The sequence below is a fragment of the Streptomyces sp. NPDC015220 genome (assembly GCF_043079345.1).
Classification (GTDB): domain Bacteria; phylum Actinomycetota; class Actinomycetes; order Streptomycetales; family Streptomycetaceae; genus Streptomyces.
Genome location: NZ_JBIBUK010000005.1, coordinates 1 through 16,705 on the forward strand (window position 1 = coordinate 1; position 16,705 = coordinate 16,705).

Annotated in this window: 11 protein-coding genes and 2 pseudogenes; 11 read left to right on the top strand and 2 right to left on the bottom strand. The window is 74.5% G+C overall.

Annotated elements, in window-relative coordinates:
• Positions 1-167, bottom strand: a pseudogene (locus ACF061_RS13705) (phosphoserine transaminase); the annotation flags it as partial.
• A gap of 156 nt (positions 168-323) precedes the next feature.
• Here ACF061_RS13705 and ACF061_RS13710 point away from each other — a divergent pair.
• The 11 genes and pseudogenes from ACF061_RS13710 (at position 324) to ACF061_RS13760 (ending at position 15,302) form a co-directional block, all read left to right on the top strand.
• Positions 324-3,233 carry an FAD-binding and (Fe-S)-binding domain-containing protein gene (locus ACF061_RS13710; RefSeq protein WP_392267052.1) on the top strand — a complete coding sequence of 970 codons (2,910 nt, stop codon included), beginning with the start codon at positions 324-326 and terminating at the stop codon, positions 3,231-3,233.
• 121 nt (positions 3,234-3,354) lie between these two features.
• Complete coding sequence (locus tag ACF061_RS13715) at positions 3,355-4,314, top strand: DMT family transporter (RefSeq protein ID WP_392267053.1); 960 nt, start codon at positions 3,355-3,357, stop codon at positions 4,312-4,314.
• A gap of 195 nt (positions 4,315-4,509) precedes the next feature.
• Positions 4,510-4,695 carry a hypothetical protein gene (locus tag ACF061_RS13720; RefSeq protein WP_392267054.1) on the top strand — a complete coding sequence of 62 codons (186 nt, stop codon included), beginning with the start codon at positions 4,510-4,512 and terminating at the stop codon, positions 4,693-4,695.
• A gap of 51 nt (positions 4,696-4,746) precedes the next feature.
• A pseudogene (locus ACF061_RS13725) lies at positions 4,747-5,532 on the top strand (TIGR03084 family metal-binding protein); the annotation flags it as partial.
• A 215-nt stretch (positions 5,533-5,747) separates the two neighbouring features.
• The gene (locus ACF061_RS13730; RefSeq protein WP_392267315.1) at positions 5,748-7,382 is read left to right on the top strand and encodes an acyclic terpene utilization AtuA family protein; all 1,635 of its coding nucleotides are present in this window, start codon (positions 5,748-5,750) and stop codon (positions 7,380-7,382) included.
• The gene (locus ACF061_RS13735; protein ID WP_392267055.1) at positions 7,379-8,977 is read left to right on the top strand and encodes an acyl-CoA carboxylase subunit beta; all 1,599 of its coding nucleotides are present in this window, start codon (positions 7,379-7,381) and stop codon (positions 8,975-8,977) included. Before ACF061_RS13730 ends, ACF061_RS13735 begins: the two co-directional genes overlap by 4 nt.
• A 27-nt stretch (positions 8,978-9,004) precedes the next feature.
• Entirely contained in the window at positions 9,005-10,852 is a 1,848-nt protein-coding gene (locus ACF061_RS13740; RefSeq protein WP_392267056.1) for a biotin carboxylase N-terminal domain-containing protein, read from the top strand.
• A 208-nt stretch (positions 10,853-11,060) separates the two neighbouring features.
• Entirely contained in the window at positions 11,061-12,221 is a 1,161-nt protein-coding gene (locus ACF061_RS13745) for an acyl-CoA dehydrogenase family protein (RefSeq protein WP_392267057.1), read from the top strand.
• A gap of 153 nt (positions 12,222-12,374) precedes the next feature.
• Entirely contained in the window at positions 12,375-13,943 is a 1,569-nt protein-coding gene (locus ACF061_RS13750; protein ID WP_392267058.1) for a 4-coumarate--CoA ligase family protein, read from the top strand.
• The gene (locus ACF061_RS13755) at positions 13,940-14,677 is read left to right on the top strand and encodes an enoyl-CoA hydratase family protein (protein ID WP_392267059.1); all 738 of its coding nucleotides are present in this window, start codon (positions 13,940-13,942) and stop codon (positions 14,675-14,677) included. Before ACF061_RS13750 ends, ACF061_RS13755 begins: the two co-directional genes overlap by 4 nt.
• A gap of 25 nt (positions 14,678-14,702) precedes the next feature.
• Complete coding sequence (locus ACF061_RS13760) at positions 14,703-15,302, top strand: TetR/AcrR family transcriptional regulator (RefSeq protein ID WP_392267060.1); 600 nt, start codon at positions 14,703-14,705, stop codon at positions 15,300-15,302.
• A gap of 57 nt (positions 15,303-15,359) precedes the next feature.
• On the opposite strand, the gene ACF061_RS13765 is transcribed toward ACF061_RS13760, so the two are convergent.
• Positions 15,360-16,460 (bottom strand): citrate synthase 2, encoded by a 1,101-nt coding sequence (locus ACF061_RS13765; protein WP_392267061.1) that lies wholly within the window; start codon positions 16,458-16,460, stop codon positions 15,360-15,362.
• Positions 16,461-16,705: the final 245 nt, after the last annotated feature.

Sequence of the window (16,705 nt, forward strand, 5' to 3'; positions counted from 1 at the left end):
ACCCTGCCGACCAGGTTCTTCACCGGAGCCTGACGGTGGGAGGTGCCCAGGAGGGACGTGCCGGTGGCGGCGAGGGCGTCCAGCGCCTCGATCCGTACCTTGGAGGGGCCAGCGCCGAAACGTCCGTCGGCGGGCTTGATGTCAGCGGGGATCTGGATGTCGGCCACGAGTCGGAGGGTATCGGCTGGGTGAAACCGGACGGAACCATGTCCGTCCGGTGAGACGAGATCGCCGAGTAGTGAACTCATGAGGTCGTACGACGATATGCGTGAGGCTGTGGAAAAGTCGCCGTGACTGTGCGTGATCGGATGCATCCTGGACGCATGACGGATCTCTCGGGTCTCGAAGCGGAGCTGCGCGGGGTCGTCCGGGGCGAGGTCGGGTTCGATGCCACCGCCCGGGCGCTCGTGACCATGGACGCCTCCAACTACCGGCGCGTCCCGGCGGGTGTGGTGGCCCCGCGGGACGCCGACGACGTGGCGGCCGTGCTGGAGGTGTGCCGGACGTACGAGGTGCCGGTGGTCGCGCGGGGCGGAGGGACGTCGATCGCGGGCCAGGCGACCGGCACGGGCGTGGTGCTGGACTTCACCCGGCACATGAGCGCACTGCTGGAACTGGACCCGGAGGCCCGTACCGCCGTCGTCCAGCCGGGACTCGTCCTCGACCGGCTCCAGGAGGCCGCCGCGCCGCACGGGCTGCGCTTCGGACCCGACCCGTCCACGCACAGCCGCTGCACGCTCGGCGGAATGATCGGCAACAACTCGTGCGGCTCCCACTCGGTGGCCTGGGGCACGACCGCCGACAGTGTGCGGGAGCTGTCGGTGCTCACCGCGCGCGGGCGGCCGCTGCGGCTCGGCCGGGAGTGGGCCGGCGCGCCGCGGGGGCTGCGGGAACTGGCGGCGGGGGAGCTCGCGCGGCTGCGGACGGGCTTCCCCGAACTGCCCCGCCGCATCTCCGGGTACGCGCTGGACGCCCTGCTGCCGGAGAGGGGCGCGGACGTGGCGCGGTCCTTCTGCGGCTCGGAGGGCACCCTGGGCATCCTGACCGAGGCGGTGGTGTCACTGGTGGCGGCGCCCCGCGCGCGGGCGCTGGCCGTGCTGGGGTACGCCGACGAGAGCGCCGCCGCCGAGGCCGCGGCCGGTCTGCTGCCATGGGGGCCGCTCACGGTGGAGGGGATGGCCCGCGACCTGGTGCCGGCCGCCGCGGCCGGGCTGCCCGGGGGTGACGCCTGGCTGTTCGTGGAGACGGGCGGGCAGACCATCCGGGAGGCACGCGCGGGTGCGGAGGCGGTCGTGCGCGCGGCCGACGCCGTCGACGCCCTCGTGGTGACGGACGCGTCCGCGCAGCGCGCGCTGTGGCGCGTGCGCGAGGACGCGAGCGGCACGGCGACGCGGATGCCGGACGGCAGCGAGGCGTGGCCGGGGTGGGAGGACTGCGCGGTGCCGCCCGCCCGGCTGGGCGCGTACCTGCGGGAGTTCCGGGGGCTGCTGGCCGCGCACGGGCTGCGCGGCACCCCGTACGGGCACTTCGGGGACGGCTGCGTCCACGTCCGCATCGACTTCGACCTGCTCACCGAAGGGGGCGTCGGCCGGTTCCGGCGGTTCTCGGAGGAGCTCGCCGAGCTGGTGGTGGCGCACGGCGGCTCGCTGTCCGGGGAGCACGGGGACGGGCAGGCCAGGGCCGAGCTGCTGCCGAGGATGTACGGCGCGGAGACGGTGGCCCTGTTCGAGCGGGCGAAGGCCGTCTGGGACCCGGACGACCTGCTCAACCCCGGGATGCTGGTCCGCCCCGCGCCCCTGGACGCGAACCTGCGCTTCGCCGTGCTGCCGCGCCGGCCGGTGCCCGTGGCGTTCGGCTACTCCGCCGACGGCGGCGACTTCTCGGCGGCCGTCCGCCGGTGCGTCGGGGTCGCCAAGTGCCGTACGGCCGAGGCGCCGGGCGCGGCGGTGATGTGCCCCTCCTTCCGGGCGACGGGGCGGGAGGAGCACTCCACACGAGGGCGCGCCCGGCTGCTGCACGAGATGCTCGCCGGCGAGGTGGTGACCGACGGCTGGCGGTCGGCGGAGGTCCGGGACGCGCTCGACCTGTGCCTGTCGTGCAAGGGGTGCCGTTCCGACTGTCCGGTCGGGGTTGACATGGCCACCTACAAGGCGGAGTTCCTGCACCACCACTACGCGGGCCGTCGCCGCCCCGCCGCCCACTACGTCATGGGCCGGCTGCCGGTGTGGCTGCGCTGGGCGGCCCGCACCCGGGCGGCCCCGGTCGTCAACGCGCTCGCCGCCGTACGCCCGCTGGCCGCCGTCGCCAAGCGGCTGGGCGGGGTGGCGCCCGAACGAGGCATACCGCGACTGGCTTCGCAGCCGTTCACCCGATGGTGGCGCAGACGTCCGCACCGCCCCGGGGAGGGCGGCGGCGACCTGGTCGTGCTGTGGCCGGACACCTTCACCGAGCACCTCTCGCCCGACGTGGGCCGCGCCGCCGTACGGGTGCTGGAGGCGGCCGGACTGCGGGTGGCGCTGCCGCCGACCCTGCGGCTGCGCCGGCCACCGGTGGGCGACGGCCGGTCGGCGATCCTGAATCCGGTGTCCCTGCTGCGCGGCCGGGGGAGGGTCTGCTGCGGGCTGACATACGTCTCGACGGGCCAGCTCGACCAGGCCCGCGCGGTGCTGCGCCGCACCCTGGACCTGATGGGACCCGTGCTGGAGACCACCGCCCCGGTCGTCGTCCTGGAGCCGAGCTGCGCCGCGGCCCTCCGCACCGACCTGCCCGAACTGCTGCCCGACGATCCGCGCGCCCGGCGCCTGGCCGACCGGGTGCTGACCTTCGCCGAGACCCTGGAGCGGCACGCCCCGGGCTGGGCCCCGCCCCGGGTGGACCGCACGGTCGCCGGCCAGACCCACTGCCACCAGCACGCCGTGCTCGGCGACTCGGCCGACCGCCGGCTGCGCGCGGCGGCGGGCCTGACCGGCGAGCTCTCCGGCGGCTGCTGCGGCCTGGCGGGCAACTTCGGCTTCGAGAAGGGCCACTGGGAGGTGTCCACGGCCTGTGCGGAGGAACAGCTCCTGCCGTCGGTACGGCGGGCCGGCGAGGACACGGTGCTGCTCGCCGACGGTTTCTCCTGCCGCACGCAACTGGAGCAACTGGCGGGGGTGCGGGGGCGGCATCTGGCGCAGGTGCTGGCGGCCGCGCTCGAACCCGGCCGCACGGCCGCGGGCCGGACGGAGCGGAGCTGACATCCATGCCGGACGTGAGGACGGTGACAGTTCCGTATGGGTTCACACGCCTGACGCGGTCCACTACCCTGGACTTAGTAGTACATCGCGATGTACAAAGCCCGAGCCAGATGGATCGCCCGTGAGCACCCCGAGTACCCCCGGCACCGCCGCCCCGTCCTCCGCGAACCCGGTCGCCCCCGCGCCGGCGGGCCCGCCCGCGCCCATGGGTCAGGGCCGCTTCGGCTCCCTCGGGCCGGTCGGCCTGGTGCTCGCCGGGGGCATCTCGGTGCAGTTCGGCGGCGCCCTCGCGGTGACGCTGATGCCGCGAGCGGGCGCGCTGGGCGTGGTGAGCCTGCGGTTGCTGGTCGCCGCGATCGTGCTGCTGCTGTTCTGCCGGCCCCGGCTGCGCGGGCACTCGCGCGCCGACTGGGGCACGGTCGTCGCCTTCGGTGTCGCGATGGCCGGCATGAACGGCCTCTTCTACCAGGCCGTGGCCCGCATCCCGCTCGGACCCGCCGTCACCCTCGAAGTCCTCGGTCCGCTCGCCCTGTCCGTCCTGGCCTCCCGCCGGGCGGTCAACCTCGTCTGGGCGGGACTGGCCCTGGGCGGCGTCTTCCTGCTGGGCGGCGGGGGATTCGGCGACCTGAACGCGGCCGGTGTCGCCTTCGCGCTGGGCGCGGGCGCGATGTGGGCGACGTACATCGTCTTCAGCGCCCGCACGGGCCGGCGCTTTCCGCAGGCCGACGGGCTGGCCCTGGCCATGGCGGTCGGCGCGCTGCTGTTCCTGCCGCTCGGCATCGCCGAGTCGGGCGCGAAGCTCGCCGACCCGACGACCTTCGGGCTGGGCGCTGCGGTGGCGCTGCTGTCCTCCGTCCTGCCGTACACCCTCGAACTGCTCGCCCTGCGCCGCCTGCCCGCCCCCACCTTCGCGATCCTCATGAGCCTGGAACCGGCCATCGCCGCAACGGCCGGCTTCCTCGTCCTGCACCAGGCGCTCTCCCCGGCGGAGGGCGTAGCCATCCTGCTGGTCATCGCGGCGAGCATGGGTGCGGTGCGCACGCAGGTGCGGCAGGCCAAGGCGCCGGTGCCGGAGGCGTAGGGGTCCGGAGCGGGACCGGCGTCCACGGCGGTGCCGGAGGCGTAGGGGTCCGGAGCGGGACCGGCCCGCAGCGGTGCCGGTGCCGAAGGCGTGGGGCATGGGGTCCGGCGCGCGGCCGGCCCCCACGGTGCCAGGGCGGGAGGCGGCCTCCAACCCGATCCCCCGCACCACGGAACACCGTCTGCCTTCCTGCCCGTGCCCGTGCCCCTGCCCCTGCCCCGGTCCTTGCCCCTGTCCCTGTCCCTGTCCCTGCCCCTGCCCCTGCCCCTGCCCCTGCCCCTGCCCCTGCCCCTGTCCCTGTCCCTGTTCCGTGCCGCCGTTGCCGGCGGAGCGCCCGAGTGCGAGTGGTTCCCGGTAGTTCCCCGTCTGCCTCCGCAGTAATTCATGCAAGCATGCTTGATTGTTTTTTGGGTCGCTGCCATGCTCCCTCCCATGGCCGATCCGACGCCCGTGCTCGATGATCTGCGTGACGAAAGCGAAGAACTCGACCGGCTCGTGGCCGGGTTGGGACCCGGGCAGTGGAGGCTGCCCACTCCCGCGCCCGGGTGGAGCGTCGCTCACCAGATCGCCCACCTCGCCTGGACCGACCGGTCCGCGCTGCTCGCCGTCACCGACGCCGACCGTTTCCGCTCGCTGGTTCAGGAGGCGCTCGCCGCGCCCGGCTCCTACGTCGACCGGGGAGCCGCGGAAGGGGCGGGACTGCCGCCCGAGGAGCTGCTCGCGCGGTGGCGGAAGGGGCGGGCCGCCCTCGACGCCGCGCTGCGGGCGGCCGCGCCCGGCGTCCGGTTCCCCTGGTACGGGCCGCCCATGTCGGCCGCCTCCGTGGCCACCGGTCGGTTGATGGAGACCTGGGCCCACGGCCAGGACGTGGCGGACGCGCTGGGGGCGGTGCGGCAGCCCGGCGGCCGGCTGCGGCACGTGGTGCGCATCGGGGTGCGGGCACGGGACTTCGCGTTCGCGGCGCGGGGGCTGCCCGTGCCCGGCGAGGAGTTCCGGGTGGAGGTCGTCGCCCCGTCCGGACAGGTGTGGGCCTACGGACCCGAGGAGGCGTCCCAGCGCGTTACCGGCCCCGCCCTCGACTTCTGCCTGCTGGTCACCCAGCGGGCCCACCGCGCCGACCTCGCCGTGCGGGCCGAAGGACCCGACGCCGACCGGTGGCTGGACATCGCCCAGGCATTCGCCGGGCCGCCCGGCACCGGACGCGCGCCCAGGGAAGAGACCGGCGGGGAAGAGACCGGCGGGGGAGAGACCGGCGGGGGAGAGACCGGCGGGGGAGAGACCGGCGGGGGAGAGACCGGCGGGGAAGAGACCGGCGGGGAAGAGACCGGCAGGGGAGAGACCGCCGAGGGAGAGACCGCCGAGGTGGAGGCCAGGTGACCCGGGCACTGCGCGTCGGCAACGCCTCCGGTTTCTACGGCGACCGCTTCGACGCCATGCGCGAGATGCTGACCGGCGGCGAACTGGACGTCCTCACCGGCGACTACCTCGCCGAGCTGACCATGCTGATCCTGGGCCGGGACCGGCTCAGGGACCCGACCGCCGGGTACGCCCGCACCTTCCTGCGCCAGCTCGAGGAGTGCCTGGGGATCGCCCACGAGCGCGGGGTGCGGATCGTGACGAACGCGGGCGGACTCGATCCGGCCGGCCTCGCCGAGAAGGTCCGGGAGCTGGCCGCGCGGCTCGGCATCCCCGTGCGCGTCGCCCATGTCGAGGGCGACGACCGCACCGCCGACCACCCCGGCAGCCTCACCGCCCACGCCTACCTCGGCGGCTTCGGGATCGCCGAGTGCCTGCGCGCGGGCGCCGACGTCGTCGTCACCGGGCGGGTCACCGACGCGTCCCTGGTCACCGGTCCGGCCGCCGCCCACTTCGGCTGGGGGCCCACGGAGTACGACCGGCTCGCGGGCGCCGTCGTCGCCGGGCACGTGCTGGAGTGCGGCGCCCAGGCCACCGGCGGCAACTACGCCTTCTTCGCCGAGCACGCGCCGGAGCGGCTGCGCCGCCCGGGCTTCCCGCTCGCCGAGATCCACGCCGACGGCAGCAGCGTCATCACCAAGCACCCCGGCACCGGCGGTGTCGTGGACGTGGGCACGGTGACCGCCCAGCTGCTGTACGAGACGGGCGGCGCGCGGTACGCCGGGCCCGACGTCACGGCCCGGCTGGACACCGTGCGGCTGAGCCAGGACGGGCCCGACCGGGTCGGCGTCCGGGGCGTGCGCGGGGAGGCGCCGCCGCCCACCCTCAAGGTCGGTCTCACCCGCATCGGCGGCTACCGCAACGAGGTCGCCTTCGTCCTCACCGGACTCGACATCGAGCGCAAGGCGGCCCTGGTGCGGCAGCAGATGGAGGACGCGTTCGACGCCGCCGGGTCACCGCCCGGCGAGGTGCGCTGGGAGCTGGTGCGCACCGACCGGGCCGACGCCGACACCCAGGAGACGGCGAGCGCGCTGCTCCGCCTGGTCGTACGGGACCGGGACCCGCGGGCCGTGGGCCGGTCCTTCAGCGGGGCCGCCGTGGAACTGGCGCTCGCCGGATACCCCGGCTTCCACGTGCTCGCGCCGCCCGGCAAGGGCGCCCCGTACGGCGTCTTCGAGGCCGCCGCGGTCCCCCAGGACGCCGTCGGTCACGTGGCCGTCCTCCACGACGGCCGCCGCGTCACGGTTCCACCGGCCCGGGACACGCGCGTACTCGAGGACGTGCCCGAGCCGCCGCTGCCGGCGCCCCCTCCGCCCGGTCCCGCGCGGCGCGCCCCCCTCGGGCTCGTCGCCGGCGCCCGCAGCGGGGACAAGGGCGGAAACGCCAACGTCGGCGTGTGGGCGCGGTCCGAGGACGCCTGGCGCTGGCTGGCGGGCGAGCTGACCGCCGACCGGTTCCGGCAGCTCGTCCCGGAGAGCCGGGCGCTGCCCGTCACCCGGCACGTCCTGCCGGGCCTGCGCGCGCTGAACTTCGTCGTCGAGGGAATCCTCGGCGAGGGCGTCGCCGCCCAACACCGCTTCGACCCGCAGGCCAAGGCCCTCGGCGAATGGCTGCGCTCCCGCCACCTGGACATCCCGGAGGCCCTGCTGTGACGGTCCTTTCCTCCTCCCTGGACACCGGCTCCGCCGACTACCGGGCCAACCGCGAGGCGATGCTCGCCAAGCTCGCCGACCTCGAGGCCGAGCACGCCAAGGCGCTCGCGGGCGGCGGCGCCAAATACGTCGAACGGCACCGGCGGCGTGGCAAGCTGCTCGCGCGCGAGCGCATCGAGCTGCTCCTCGACCCCGACACGCCTTTCCTGGAGCTGTCCCCGCTGGCCGCCTGGGGCAGCGAATACGCCGTCGGCGGTTCGCTGGTCACCGGGATCGGCGTCGTCGAGGGCGTCGAGTGCCTGATCACCGCCAACGACCCCACCGTGCGCGGCGGCGCCAGCAACCCGTGGAGCCTGCGGAAGGCGCTGCGGGCCAACGACATCGCGCTCGCCAACCGGCTGCCCTGCGTCAGCCTGGTCGAGTCCGGGGGCGCCGACCTGCCCTCCCAGAAGGAGATCTTCATCCCCGGCGGCGCCGTCTTCCGGGACCTGACGCGGCTCTCGGCGGCCGGGATCCCCACCGTCGCCGTGGTCTTCGGCAACTCCACCGCCGGGGGCGCCTACATCCCCGGCATGTCCGACCACGTGATCATGGTCAAGGAGCGCGCCAAGGTGTTCCTCGGCGGGCCGCCGCTGGTCAGGATGGCCACCGGAGAGGAGAGCGACGACGAGTCCCTGGGCGGCGCCGAGATGCACGCGCGGGTGTCCGGCCTCGCCGACTACTTCGCCGTCGACGAGCGGGACGCCCTGCGGCAGGCGCGCCGGGTCGTCGCCCGCCTCAACCACCGCAAGGCCCATCCCGCTCCCCCCGGCGCCGAGCCGCCCCGGTACGACGGCGAGGAGCTCGCCGGGATCGTCCCCGGCGACCTGAAGGTCCCCTTCGACCCGCGCGAGGTCATCGCCCGGATCGTCGACGCCTCGGACTTCGACGAGTTCAAGCCGCTGTACGGGACGAGCCTCACCACCGGCTGGGCCGCCCTGCACGGCTACCCGGTCGGCATCCTCGCCAACGCCCGGGGCGTGCTGTTCAGCGCCGAGTCGCAGAAGGCCGCGCAGTTCATCCAGCTCGCCAACCAGCGCGACGTACCGCTGCTGTTCCTGCACAACACCACCGGCTACATGGTCGGCCGTGAGTACGAGCAGGGCGGCATCATCAAGCACGGCGCCATGATGATCAACGCCGTCTCGAACTCGCGGGTCCCCCACCTCTCCGTGCTCATGGGAGCGTCCTACGGCGCCGGGCACTACGGCATGTGCGGGCGGGCCTACGGCCCGCGCTTCCTGTTCGCCTGGCCCAGCGCCAAGTCCGCCGTCATGGGACCGCAGCAACTCGCCGGCGTGCTGTCGATCGTGGCCCGGCAGTCGGCGGCGGCGAAGGGGCAGCCGTACGACGACGAGGCGGACGCGGCGCTGCGGGCGATGGTGGAGCGGCAGATCGAGTCCGAGTCGCTGCCGATGTTCCTTTCCGGGCGGCTGTACGACGACGGGGTCATCGACCCGCGCGACACCCGCACCGTGCTCGGCCTGTGTCTGTCCGCCGTCCACACCGCGCCCTTCGAGGGCGCGCGCGGCGGCTTCGGCGTCTTCCGGATGTGAGGGATCGATCCAGTGACTGCGGATCCGATGATTTCGACGGTACTCGTCGCCAACCGGGGCGAGATCGCCTGCCGGGTCTTCCGCACCTGCCGTGAGCTGGGCATCCGGACGGTGGCCGTGCACTCCGACGCCGACGCCGACGCGCTGCACACGCGGGTGGCCGACGCCGCCGTACGGCTGCCCGGGGTCACGCCCGCCGAGACGTACCTGCGCGGCGAGCTGATCGTGAAGGCGGCCGTCGCGGCCGGCGCGGACGCCGTGCACCCCGGTTACGGCTTCCTGTCCGAGAACGCCGACTTCGCGCGGGCCGTGCTGGAGGCGGGGCTGGTGTGGATCGGTCCGCCGCCGCACGCCGTCGAGGCGATGGCCTCCAAGACCCGCGCCAAGCGGCTGATGGGCGTCGAACCCCTGGGCGAGGTCACCGAGGCCGATCTGCCGGTGCTGGTGAAGGCGGCGGCCGGCGGCGGCGGACGCGGGATGCGGATCGTGCGGCGGCTCACCGACCTGGACGCCGAACTGGCCGCCGCGCGCGCGGAGGCGGCGAGCGCGTTCGGGGACGGGGAGGTGTTCGTCGAGCCCTACCTGGAAGGCGGCCGCCACGTCGAGGTGCAGGTCCTCGCCGACGCCCACGGCACCGTGTGGCCCCTCGGCACCCGCGACTGCTCCCTCCAGCGCCGCCACCAGAAGGTCGTCGAGGAGGCACCCGCCCCCGGGCTCCCCGCCGAGCTGGAACACGAGATGTACGACCTCGCCGTGCGGGCCGCCCGCGCGGTCGGCTACACCGGCGCCGGCACCGTGGAGTTCCTGGTGGCCGACGGCAGGGCGCACTTCCTGGAGATGAACACCCGCCTCCAGGTCGAACACCCGGTGACCGAGGCCGTGTTCGGCATCGACCTGGTCGCGCTCCAGATCCGCGTCGCCGAGGGCCACGCCCTGGCCGCCGACCCGCCGCCCGCCCACGGGCACGCCGTCGAGGCCCGCCTGTACGCCGAGGACCCGGCCCACGACTGGGCCCCGCAGACCGGCACCCTGCACCGCCTCGCCGTCCCCGACGGCATTCGCCTGGACACCGGCTACACCGACGGCGACACCATCGGCGTCCACTACGACCCGATGCTCGCCAAGGCCGTCGCCCACGCCCCCACCCGCGCCGAGGCGGTCCGCGCACTGGCCGGCGCGCTGGAGCGGACCGCCGTCCACGGCCCGGTCACCAACCGGGACCTGCTCGTCCGCTCCCTGCGGCACGAGGAGTTCGCGAGCGGCCGCATGGACACCGGCTTCTACGACCGCCACCTCGCCGAACTGACCGCGCCCGCCGCCGACCCGTACGCCCCGCTGGCCGCCGCGCTCGCCGACGCCCACGGCCGGTCCCGGTTCGGCGGCTGGCGCAACGTGCCCTCCCAGCCGCAGGCCAAGCGGTACCTCATGGCGGGCGAGGAGCACGAGGCGCGCTACCGGCACACCCGCGACGGTCTCACCGCCGACGCCGACGGGGTGCGCGTCGTGCACGCGGACGCCGCTCTCGTCGTGCTCGAAGTGGACGGCGTGCGGCGCAAGTTCGACGTCGCCCGCTACGGCGACCGGGTGTACGTGGGCGGCACCGCGCTCACCGCCCTGCCGCGCTTCCCGGACCCGGCCGCCCAGCACGCCCCCGGGTCGCTGCTCGCCCCCATGCCCGGCACCGTCGTACGCGTCGCCGACGGGCTGGCCGCGGGGGCCGCCGTACGGGCCGGGCAGCCACTGCTGTGGCTGGAGGCGATGAAGATGGAACACAAGATCTCCGCGCCGGTCACCGGAACGCTCACGGCCCTGCACGCCGTGCCCGGCAGCCAGGTCGAGCCCGGCACGTTGCTGGCGGTGGTCCAGGCGGACTAGTGCCGCCGCAGGCGGCGTCCGCCCCGTCGCGCCGCCCGGCCGGCACACCCCGGAGCATTCGAGCAGGCGGGCCTCCTGAGAGCCCCCGGACGCCGCTGCCCGACGGACGGACGCCGGCCGCCACGGCACCGGCGCCAGGGGACCTCACGGAAACACCCGGCCCGCGAGGGCCCGGCAACCACACACCATCCGCACTCGGGAGACCCTCATGAGCCCCGTCATCGAATCCGAGGAACACAAGGACCTCCGGGCCGCCGTGTCCGCGCTCGGCAGGCGTTACGGACGCGAGTACGTCGTCCGCACCGTCGCCGAGGGCCGTCCGCCCACCGAACTGTGGACCGAGGCGGGCAAGCTCGGCTACCTCGGCGTCAACCTGCCCGAGGAGCACGGCGGGGGAGGCGGCGGGGTCGCCGAACTCTCCATCGTGCTGGAGGAACTGGGCGCGGCCGGCTGCCCGCTGCTGATGCTGGTGGTCTCGCCCGCCATCTGCGGCACCGTCATCGCCCGCTTCGGCACCGAGGAGCAGAAGCGGGCCTGGCTGCCCGGCCTCGCCGGCGGCACCCGCACCATGGCCTTCGGCATCACCGAGCCCGACGCCGGCTCCAACTCCCATCGCATCACCACCACCGCCCGCCGAGACGGCGCCGACTGGCTGCTCACCGGCCGCAAGGTGTTCATCTCCGGGGTCGACATCGCCGACGCCGTCCTCGTCGTCGGCCGCACCGAGGACGCCCGCACCGGACGCCTCAAGCCCTGTCTGTTCATCGTCCCGCCGGACGCCGAGGGCTTCCAGCGGCGGCCCATCGACATGGAACTCAACGCCGCCGAGAAGCAGTTCGAGCTGGTCCTGGACGACGTACGGCTGCCCGCCGACGCGCTCGTCGGCGACGAGGACGCCGGCCTGCTGCAACTGTTCGCCGGACTCAACCCCGAACGCATCATGACGGCCGCCTTCGCGATCGGCATGGGCCGCTACGCGCTCGCCCGGGCCGTGGAGTACGCGCGCGAACGCACCGTGTGGAAGGCCCCCATCGGCGCGCACCAGGCCATCGCCCACCCGCTCGCCCAGGCGCACATCGACCTGGAGCTGGCCCGGCTGATGATGCAGAAGGCCGCCCACCTGTACGACGCCGGGGACGACCTGGGCGCGGGCGAGGCCGCCAACATGGCCAAGTACGCGGCCGGGGAGGCATGCGTGAAGGCCGTGGACCAGGCCGTGCACACCCTCGGCGGCAACGGCCTCACCCGCGAGTTCGGGCTCGCCTCGCTGATAACGGCCGCGCGCGTGGCCCGAATCGCGCCGGTGAGCCGCGAGATGATCCTCAACTACGTCTCGCACCAGAGCCTGGGCCTGCCCAAGTCGTACTGATCCCGCGGGCCCTCGAGCCCGTGGGCCCGCGGGCCCTCAGACCCGCAGGCTCGCGGGCCTCGAACCCGTAGGCCCGGAGCCCACAGGCCCGCGGCCGACCGGGCCCCACCCGGCCCACCGACCCGTCTGCCCGGCGCGCGAGGAGGAGGAACCGTGTTCCGCAGCGAGTACGCAGACGTCCCGGCCGTGGAACTGCCCATCCACGAGGCCGTGCTGGGGCACGCCGCCCGGTTCGGCGACGCGCCCGCGCTGATCGACGGCACGGACGGCACCATCCTCACCTACGAGCAGGTGGACCGGTTCCACCGGCGCGTCGCCGCCGGCCTCGCCGAGGCCGGAGTGCGCAAGGGCGACGTCCTCGCCCTGCACAGCCCCAACACCATCGCCTTCCCCGTCGCCTTCTACGCGGCCACCCGTGCGGGCGCCTCGGTCACCACCGTGCACCCGCTCGCCACGCCCGAGGAGTTCGCCAAACAGCTCGACGACTCGGCGGCCCGCTGGATCGTCACCGTCTCGCCGCTGCTCCAGTCGGCCCGCCGGGCCGCCGAACTCGCGGGCGGCGTACGGGAGATCCTGGTCTGCGACAGTGCGCCCGGACACCGCTCGCTGTTCGACATGCTGGCCTGCACCGCACCGGAGCCGGCCGTCGCCCTGGATCCGGCGCGGGACATCGCCGCCCTGCCGTACTCCTCGGGCACCACCGGTCTGCCCAAAGGCGTCATGCTCACCCACCGCCAGATGGCCACCAACCTCGCGCAACTGGAACCGGCGATCACCACCGGACCCGGCGAGCGCATCCTCGCCGTCCTGCCGTTCTTCCACATCTACGGACTGACCGCCCTCATGAACGCGCCCCTGAGGCAGGGCGCCACCGTCGTCGTCCTGCCCCGCTTCGAACTGGAGACCTTTCTCGCCGCCATCCAGGACCACCGCATCACCGGCCTGTACGTCGCCCCGCCGATCGTGCTCGCCCTCGCCAAGCACCCGGTGGTCGCCCGGTACGACCTCTCCTCCCTGGAGTACGTCATCAGCGCGGCGGCCCCGCTGGACGCCGCTCTGGCGGCAGCCTGCTCCCGGCGCCTGGGCCTGCCGCCGGTCGGCCAGGCGTACGGCATGACCGAACTGTCCCCGGGCACGCACGTCGTCCCGCCGGACGCCCTGCACGAGGCCCCGCCCGGCACGGTCGGCAAGCTCGTCGCCGGCACCGAGATGCGCATCGTCGCCCTCGACGGGACCGGCGGCGACCTCGGGACCGGCGAGGCCGGGGAGATCTGGATCCGCGGCCCCCAGGTGATGAAGGGCTACCTGGGCCGGCCCGACGCCACCGCCGCCATGATCGACGCCGACGGCTGGCTGCACACCGGGGACGTCGGACACGTCGACGCCGACGGCTGGCTGTTCGTCGTCGACCGCGTCAAGGAACTCATCAAGTACAAGGGGTACCAGATGGCCCCCGCCGAACTGGAGGCACTGCTGCTCACCCACCCCGGCATCATCGACGCCGCCGTCGTCGGCGTCCAGGGCGACGACGGCGACGAGGTCCCGCACGCGTACCTGGTGCGCCGGCCGGCCGCCGGGGACCTCAGCGCGCGGGACGTCATGGGGTACGTCGCCGAACGCGTCGCCCCCTACAAACGCGTCCGCCGGGTCACCTTCATCGACACCGTGCCGCGGGCCGCATCCGGCAAGATCCTGCGGCGTGAGCTCAGGGAGCGTCCATGACCGAGACCGTCACCCGCGACCGTGCCCGCGGCGTCGAAATCCTCACCCTCGACTCGCCCGGCACCCGCAACGCCCTGTCCGCGGCCCTCGTCGGCGAACTCGACGACGCGCTCGCCGACTGCGGCGAGGACCCCGGTGTCCGCGCGGTCCTCCTCACCCACACCGGCAACACCTTCTGCGCCGGCGCCGACCTGCGCGACCCGCCCGACCCGCAGGCCCTGGTCGCACTGCTGCGGCGGATCGTCGCCCTGCGCAAGCCGGTCGTCGCCCGGGTGACGGGGCACGTCCGCGCGGGCGGCCTCGGCCTGCTCGCCGCCTGCGACATCGCCGCCGCCTCCGCCGCGGCCACCTTCGCGTTCACCGAGGTGCGGATCGGGGTGGCCCCCGCGGTGATCTCCCTGACGGTGACGGCCCGCGCCGACCCCCGCGCCCTCGCCCGCTACTACCTCACCGGTGAACGCCTCGACGCGGCCGAAGCGGCCCGCATCGGCCTGCTGACGATCGCCGCGGACGACGTGGACCAGGCCCTCGCCCCCGTCCTGGACGGCCTGCGCAGGTCCGCACCGCAAGGGCTGGCCGAGACGAAGGGCCTGCTCACGGCTAGGGTGCTGGAGGCATTCGACCGGGACGCGGCGGACCTCATCGCGCTCTCGGCCCGGCTGTTCGCCTCCCCGCACGCACGCGAGGGGATGACGGCCTTCCTCGAACGACGGGATCCCGCATGGGTGCTGTGAGACCAGCGAGAGCGGCAGGAACGGCATGGGCGTGAGCACGGTCGAGCGGGTCCCCAAGCAGGACCGCAGCCGGGCCACCCGGCAGCGGCTGCTCCAGGCCGCCGTGGCCTGCCTCGCCGAACACGGCTGGGCGGGCTCCACGGTGTCCGTCGTGGCCGAACGCGCGGGCGTCTCCCGCGGCGCCGCCCAGCACCACTTCCCCACCCGCGAGGACCTCTTCACGGCAGCCGTCGAGTACGTCGCCGAAGAACGCTCCACCGCCCTGCGCGACCTGTTCGGGCAGGGCGCAGCGCAGGACCGCCGGGCCGTGGTCACCGCCCTCGTCGACCTCTACACCGGCCCCCTCTTCCGCGCCGCCCTCCAGTTGTGGGTCGCCGCCTCCAACGAGGACCAGCTCCGGGCCCGCGTCACCGAGCTGGAGGCCCGCGTCGGCCGCGAGACCCACCGCATAGCCGTGGAACTGCTCGGCGCCGACGAGTCCCGCCCCGGCGCCCGCGAGACCGTCCAGGGTCTCCTCGACATGGCCCGCGGCCTGGGCCTGGCCAACCTCCTCACCGACGACGCCGCCCGCCGCGAACGCGTGGTCGCCCAGTGGGCGGCCGTCCTCGACGAGGCGCTGGGCTGAACCGCCGGGGGCGGCACGCCGAGCCGTGCTCCGCGTGCCGCCCCCGGCGCGATCCGGTCAGCGCGCGATGTCCTCGTAGCCCGGCACCTCGCGCGGGCTGCGCGGGCCCGGACCGATGTAGCGGGCCGAGGGACGGACCAGGCGGCCGGTGCGCTTCTGCTCCAGGATGTGCGCCGACCAGCCCGCCGTGCGCGCGCAGGTGAACATCGACGTGAACATGTGCGCCGGCACCTGGGCGAAGTCCAGCATGATCGCCGCCCAGAACTCCACGTTGGTCGCCAGGACCCGGTCGGGACGGCGGTTGTGCAGCTCCTCCAGGGCCGCCTTCTCCAGCGCCTCGGCGACCTCGAAGCGCGGCGCGCCCAGCTCCCGCGCGGTACGGCGCAGCACCCGGGCGCGCGGGTCCTCCGCCCGGTACACCCGGTGGCCGAAGCCCATCAGCCGCTCACCGCGGTCCAGCGCCTGCCTGACGTACCCCTCGGCGTCCCCGGTCCGCTCGATCTCCTCGATCATGCCGAGGACGCGGGAGGGCGCGCCGCCGTGCAGCGGGCCGGACATGGCGCCCACCGCGCCCGACAGGGCCGCCGCCACGTCGGCGCCGGTGGAGGCGATGACGCGGGCGGTGAACGTGGAGGCGTTCATGCCGTGCTCGGCGGCGGACGACCAGTAGGCGTCCACGGCCGCGACGTGCTTGGGGTCCGGCTCGCCCCGCCAGCGGATCATGAACCGCTCGGTGATGGAGTTCGCCTTGTCGATCTCCCGCTGCGGCACCATCGGCAGGCCCTGCCCGCGCGCCGACTGGGCGACGTACGACAGCGCCATGACGGCGGCCCGCGCCAGGTCGTCACGGGCCTGCTCGGCGTCGATGTCCAGCAGCGGCTTCAGGCCCCACACCGGGGCGAGCATCGCCAGCGCCGACTGGACGTCCACGCGGATGTCACCCGAGTGCACGGGGATCGGGAACGGCTCGGCCGGCGGCAGGCCGGGGTTGAAGGCGCCGTCGACGAGCAGTCCCCAGACGTTGCCGAAGGAGACGTGACCGACCAGCTCTTCGATGTCGACGCCCCGGTACCGCAGGGCGCCGCCCTCCTTGTCCGGTTCGGCGATCTCCGTCTCGAACGCGACGACTCCCTCGAGCCCGGGTACGAAGTCGGACATCAGGCGGCTCCTCGTGGTCTGTGCGACAGGTGGTGCGGTGGGGACGACGACCAGCTGTCGAAGGTCAGAAGTGGCGTGCGTGGGCGTCCGCCGGCGCGGATCCGCGGTCGTGTGCGATGACTCGCGGTCCGGGGCGGTCATCCCTTGTGATGCCCCGTGCGGTCGGCGGTCACCCCACCTGGACGACAGCAGCACGATATCCCCGGGCGGCACGGATGGGGAGAGCACACGGCACTGAGTGCCAG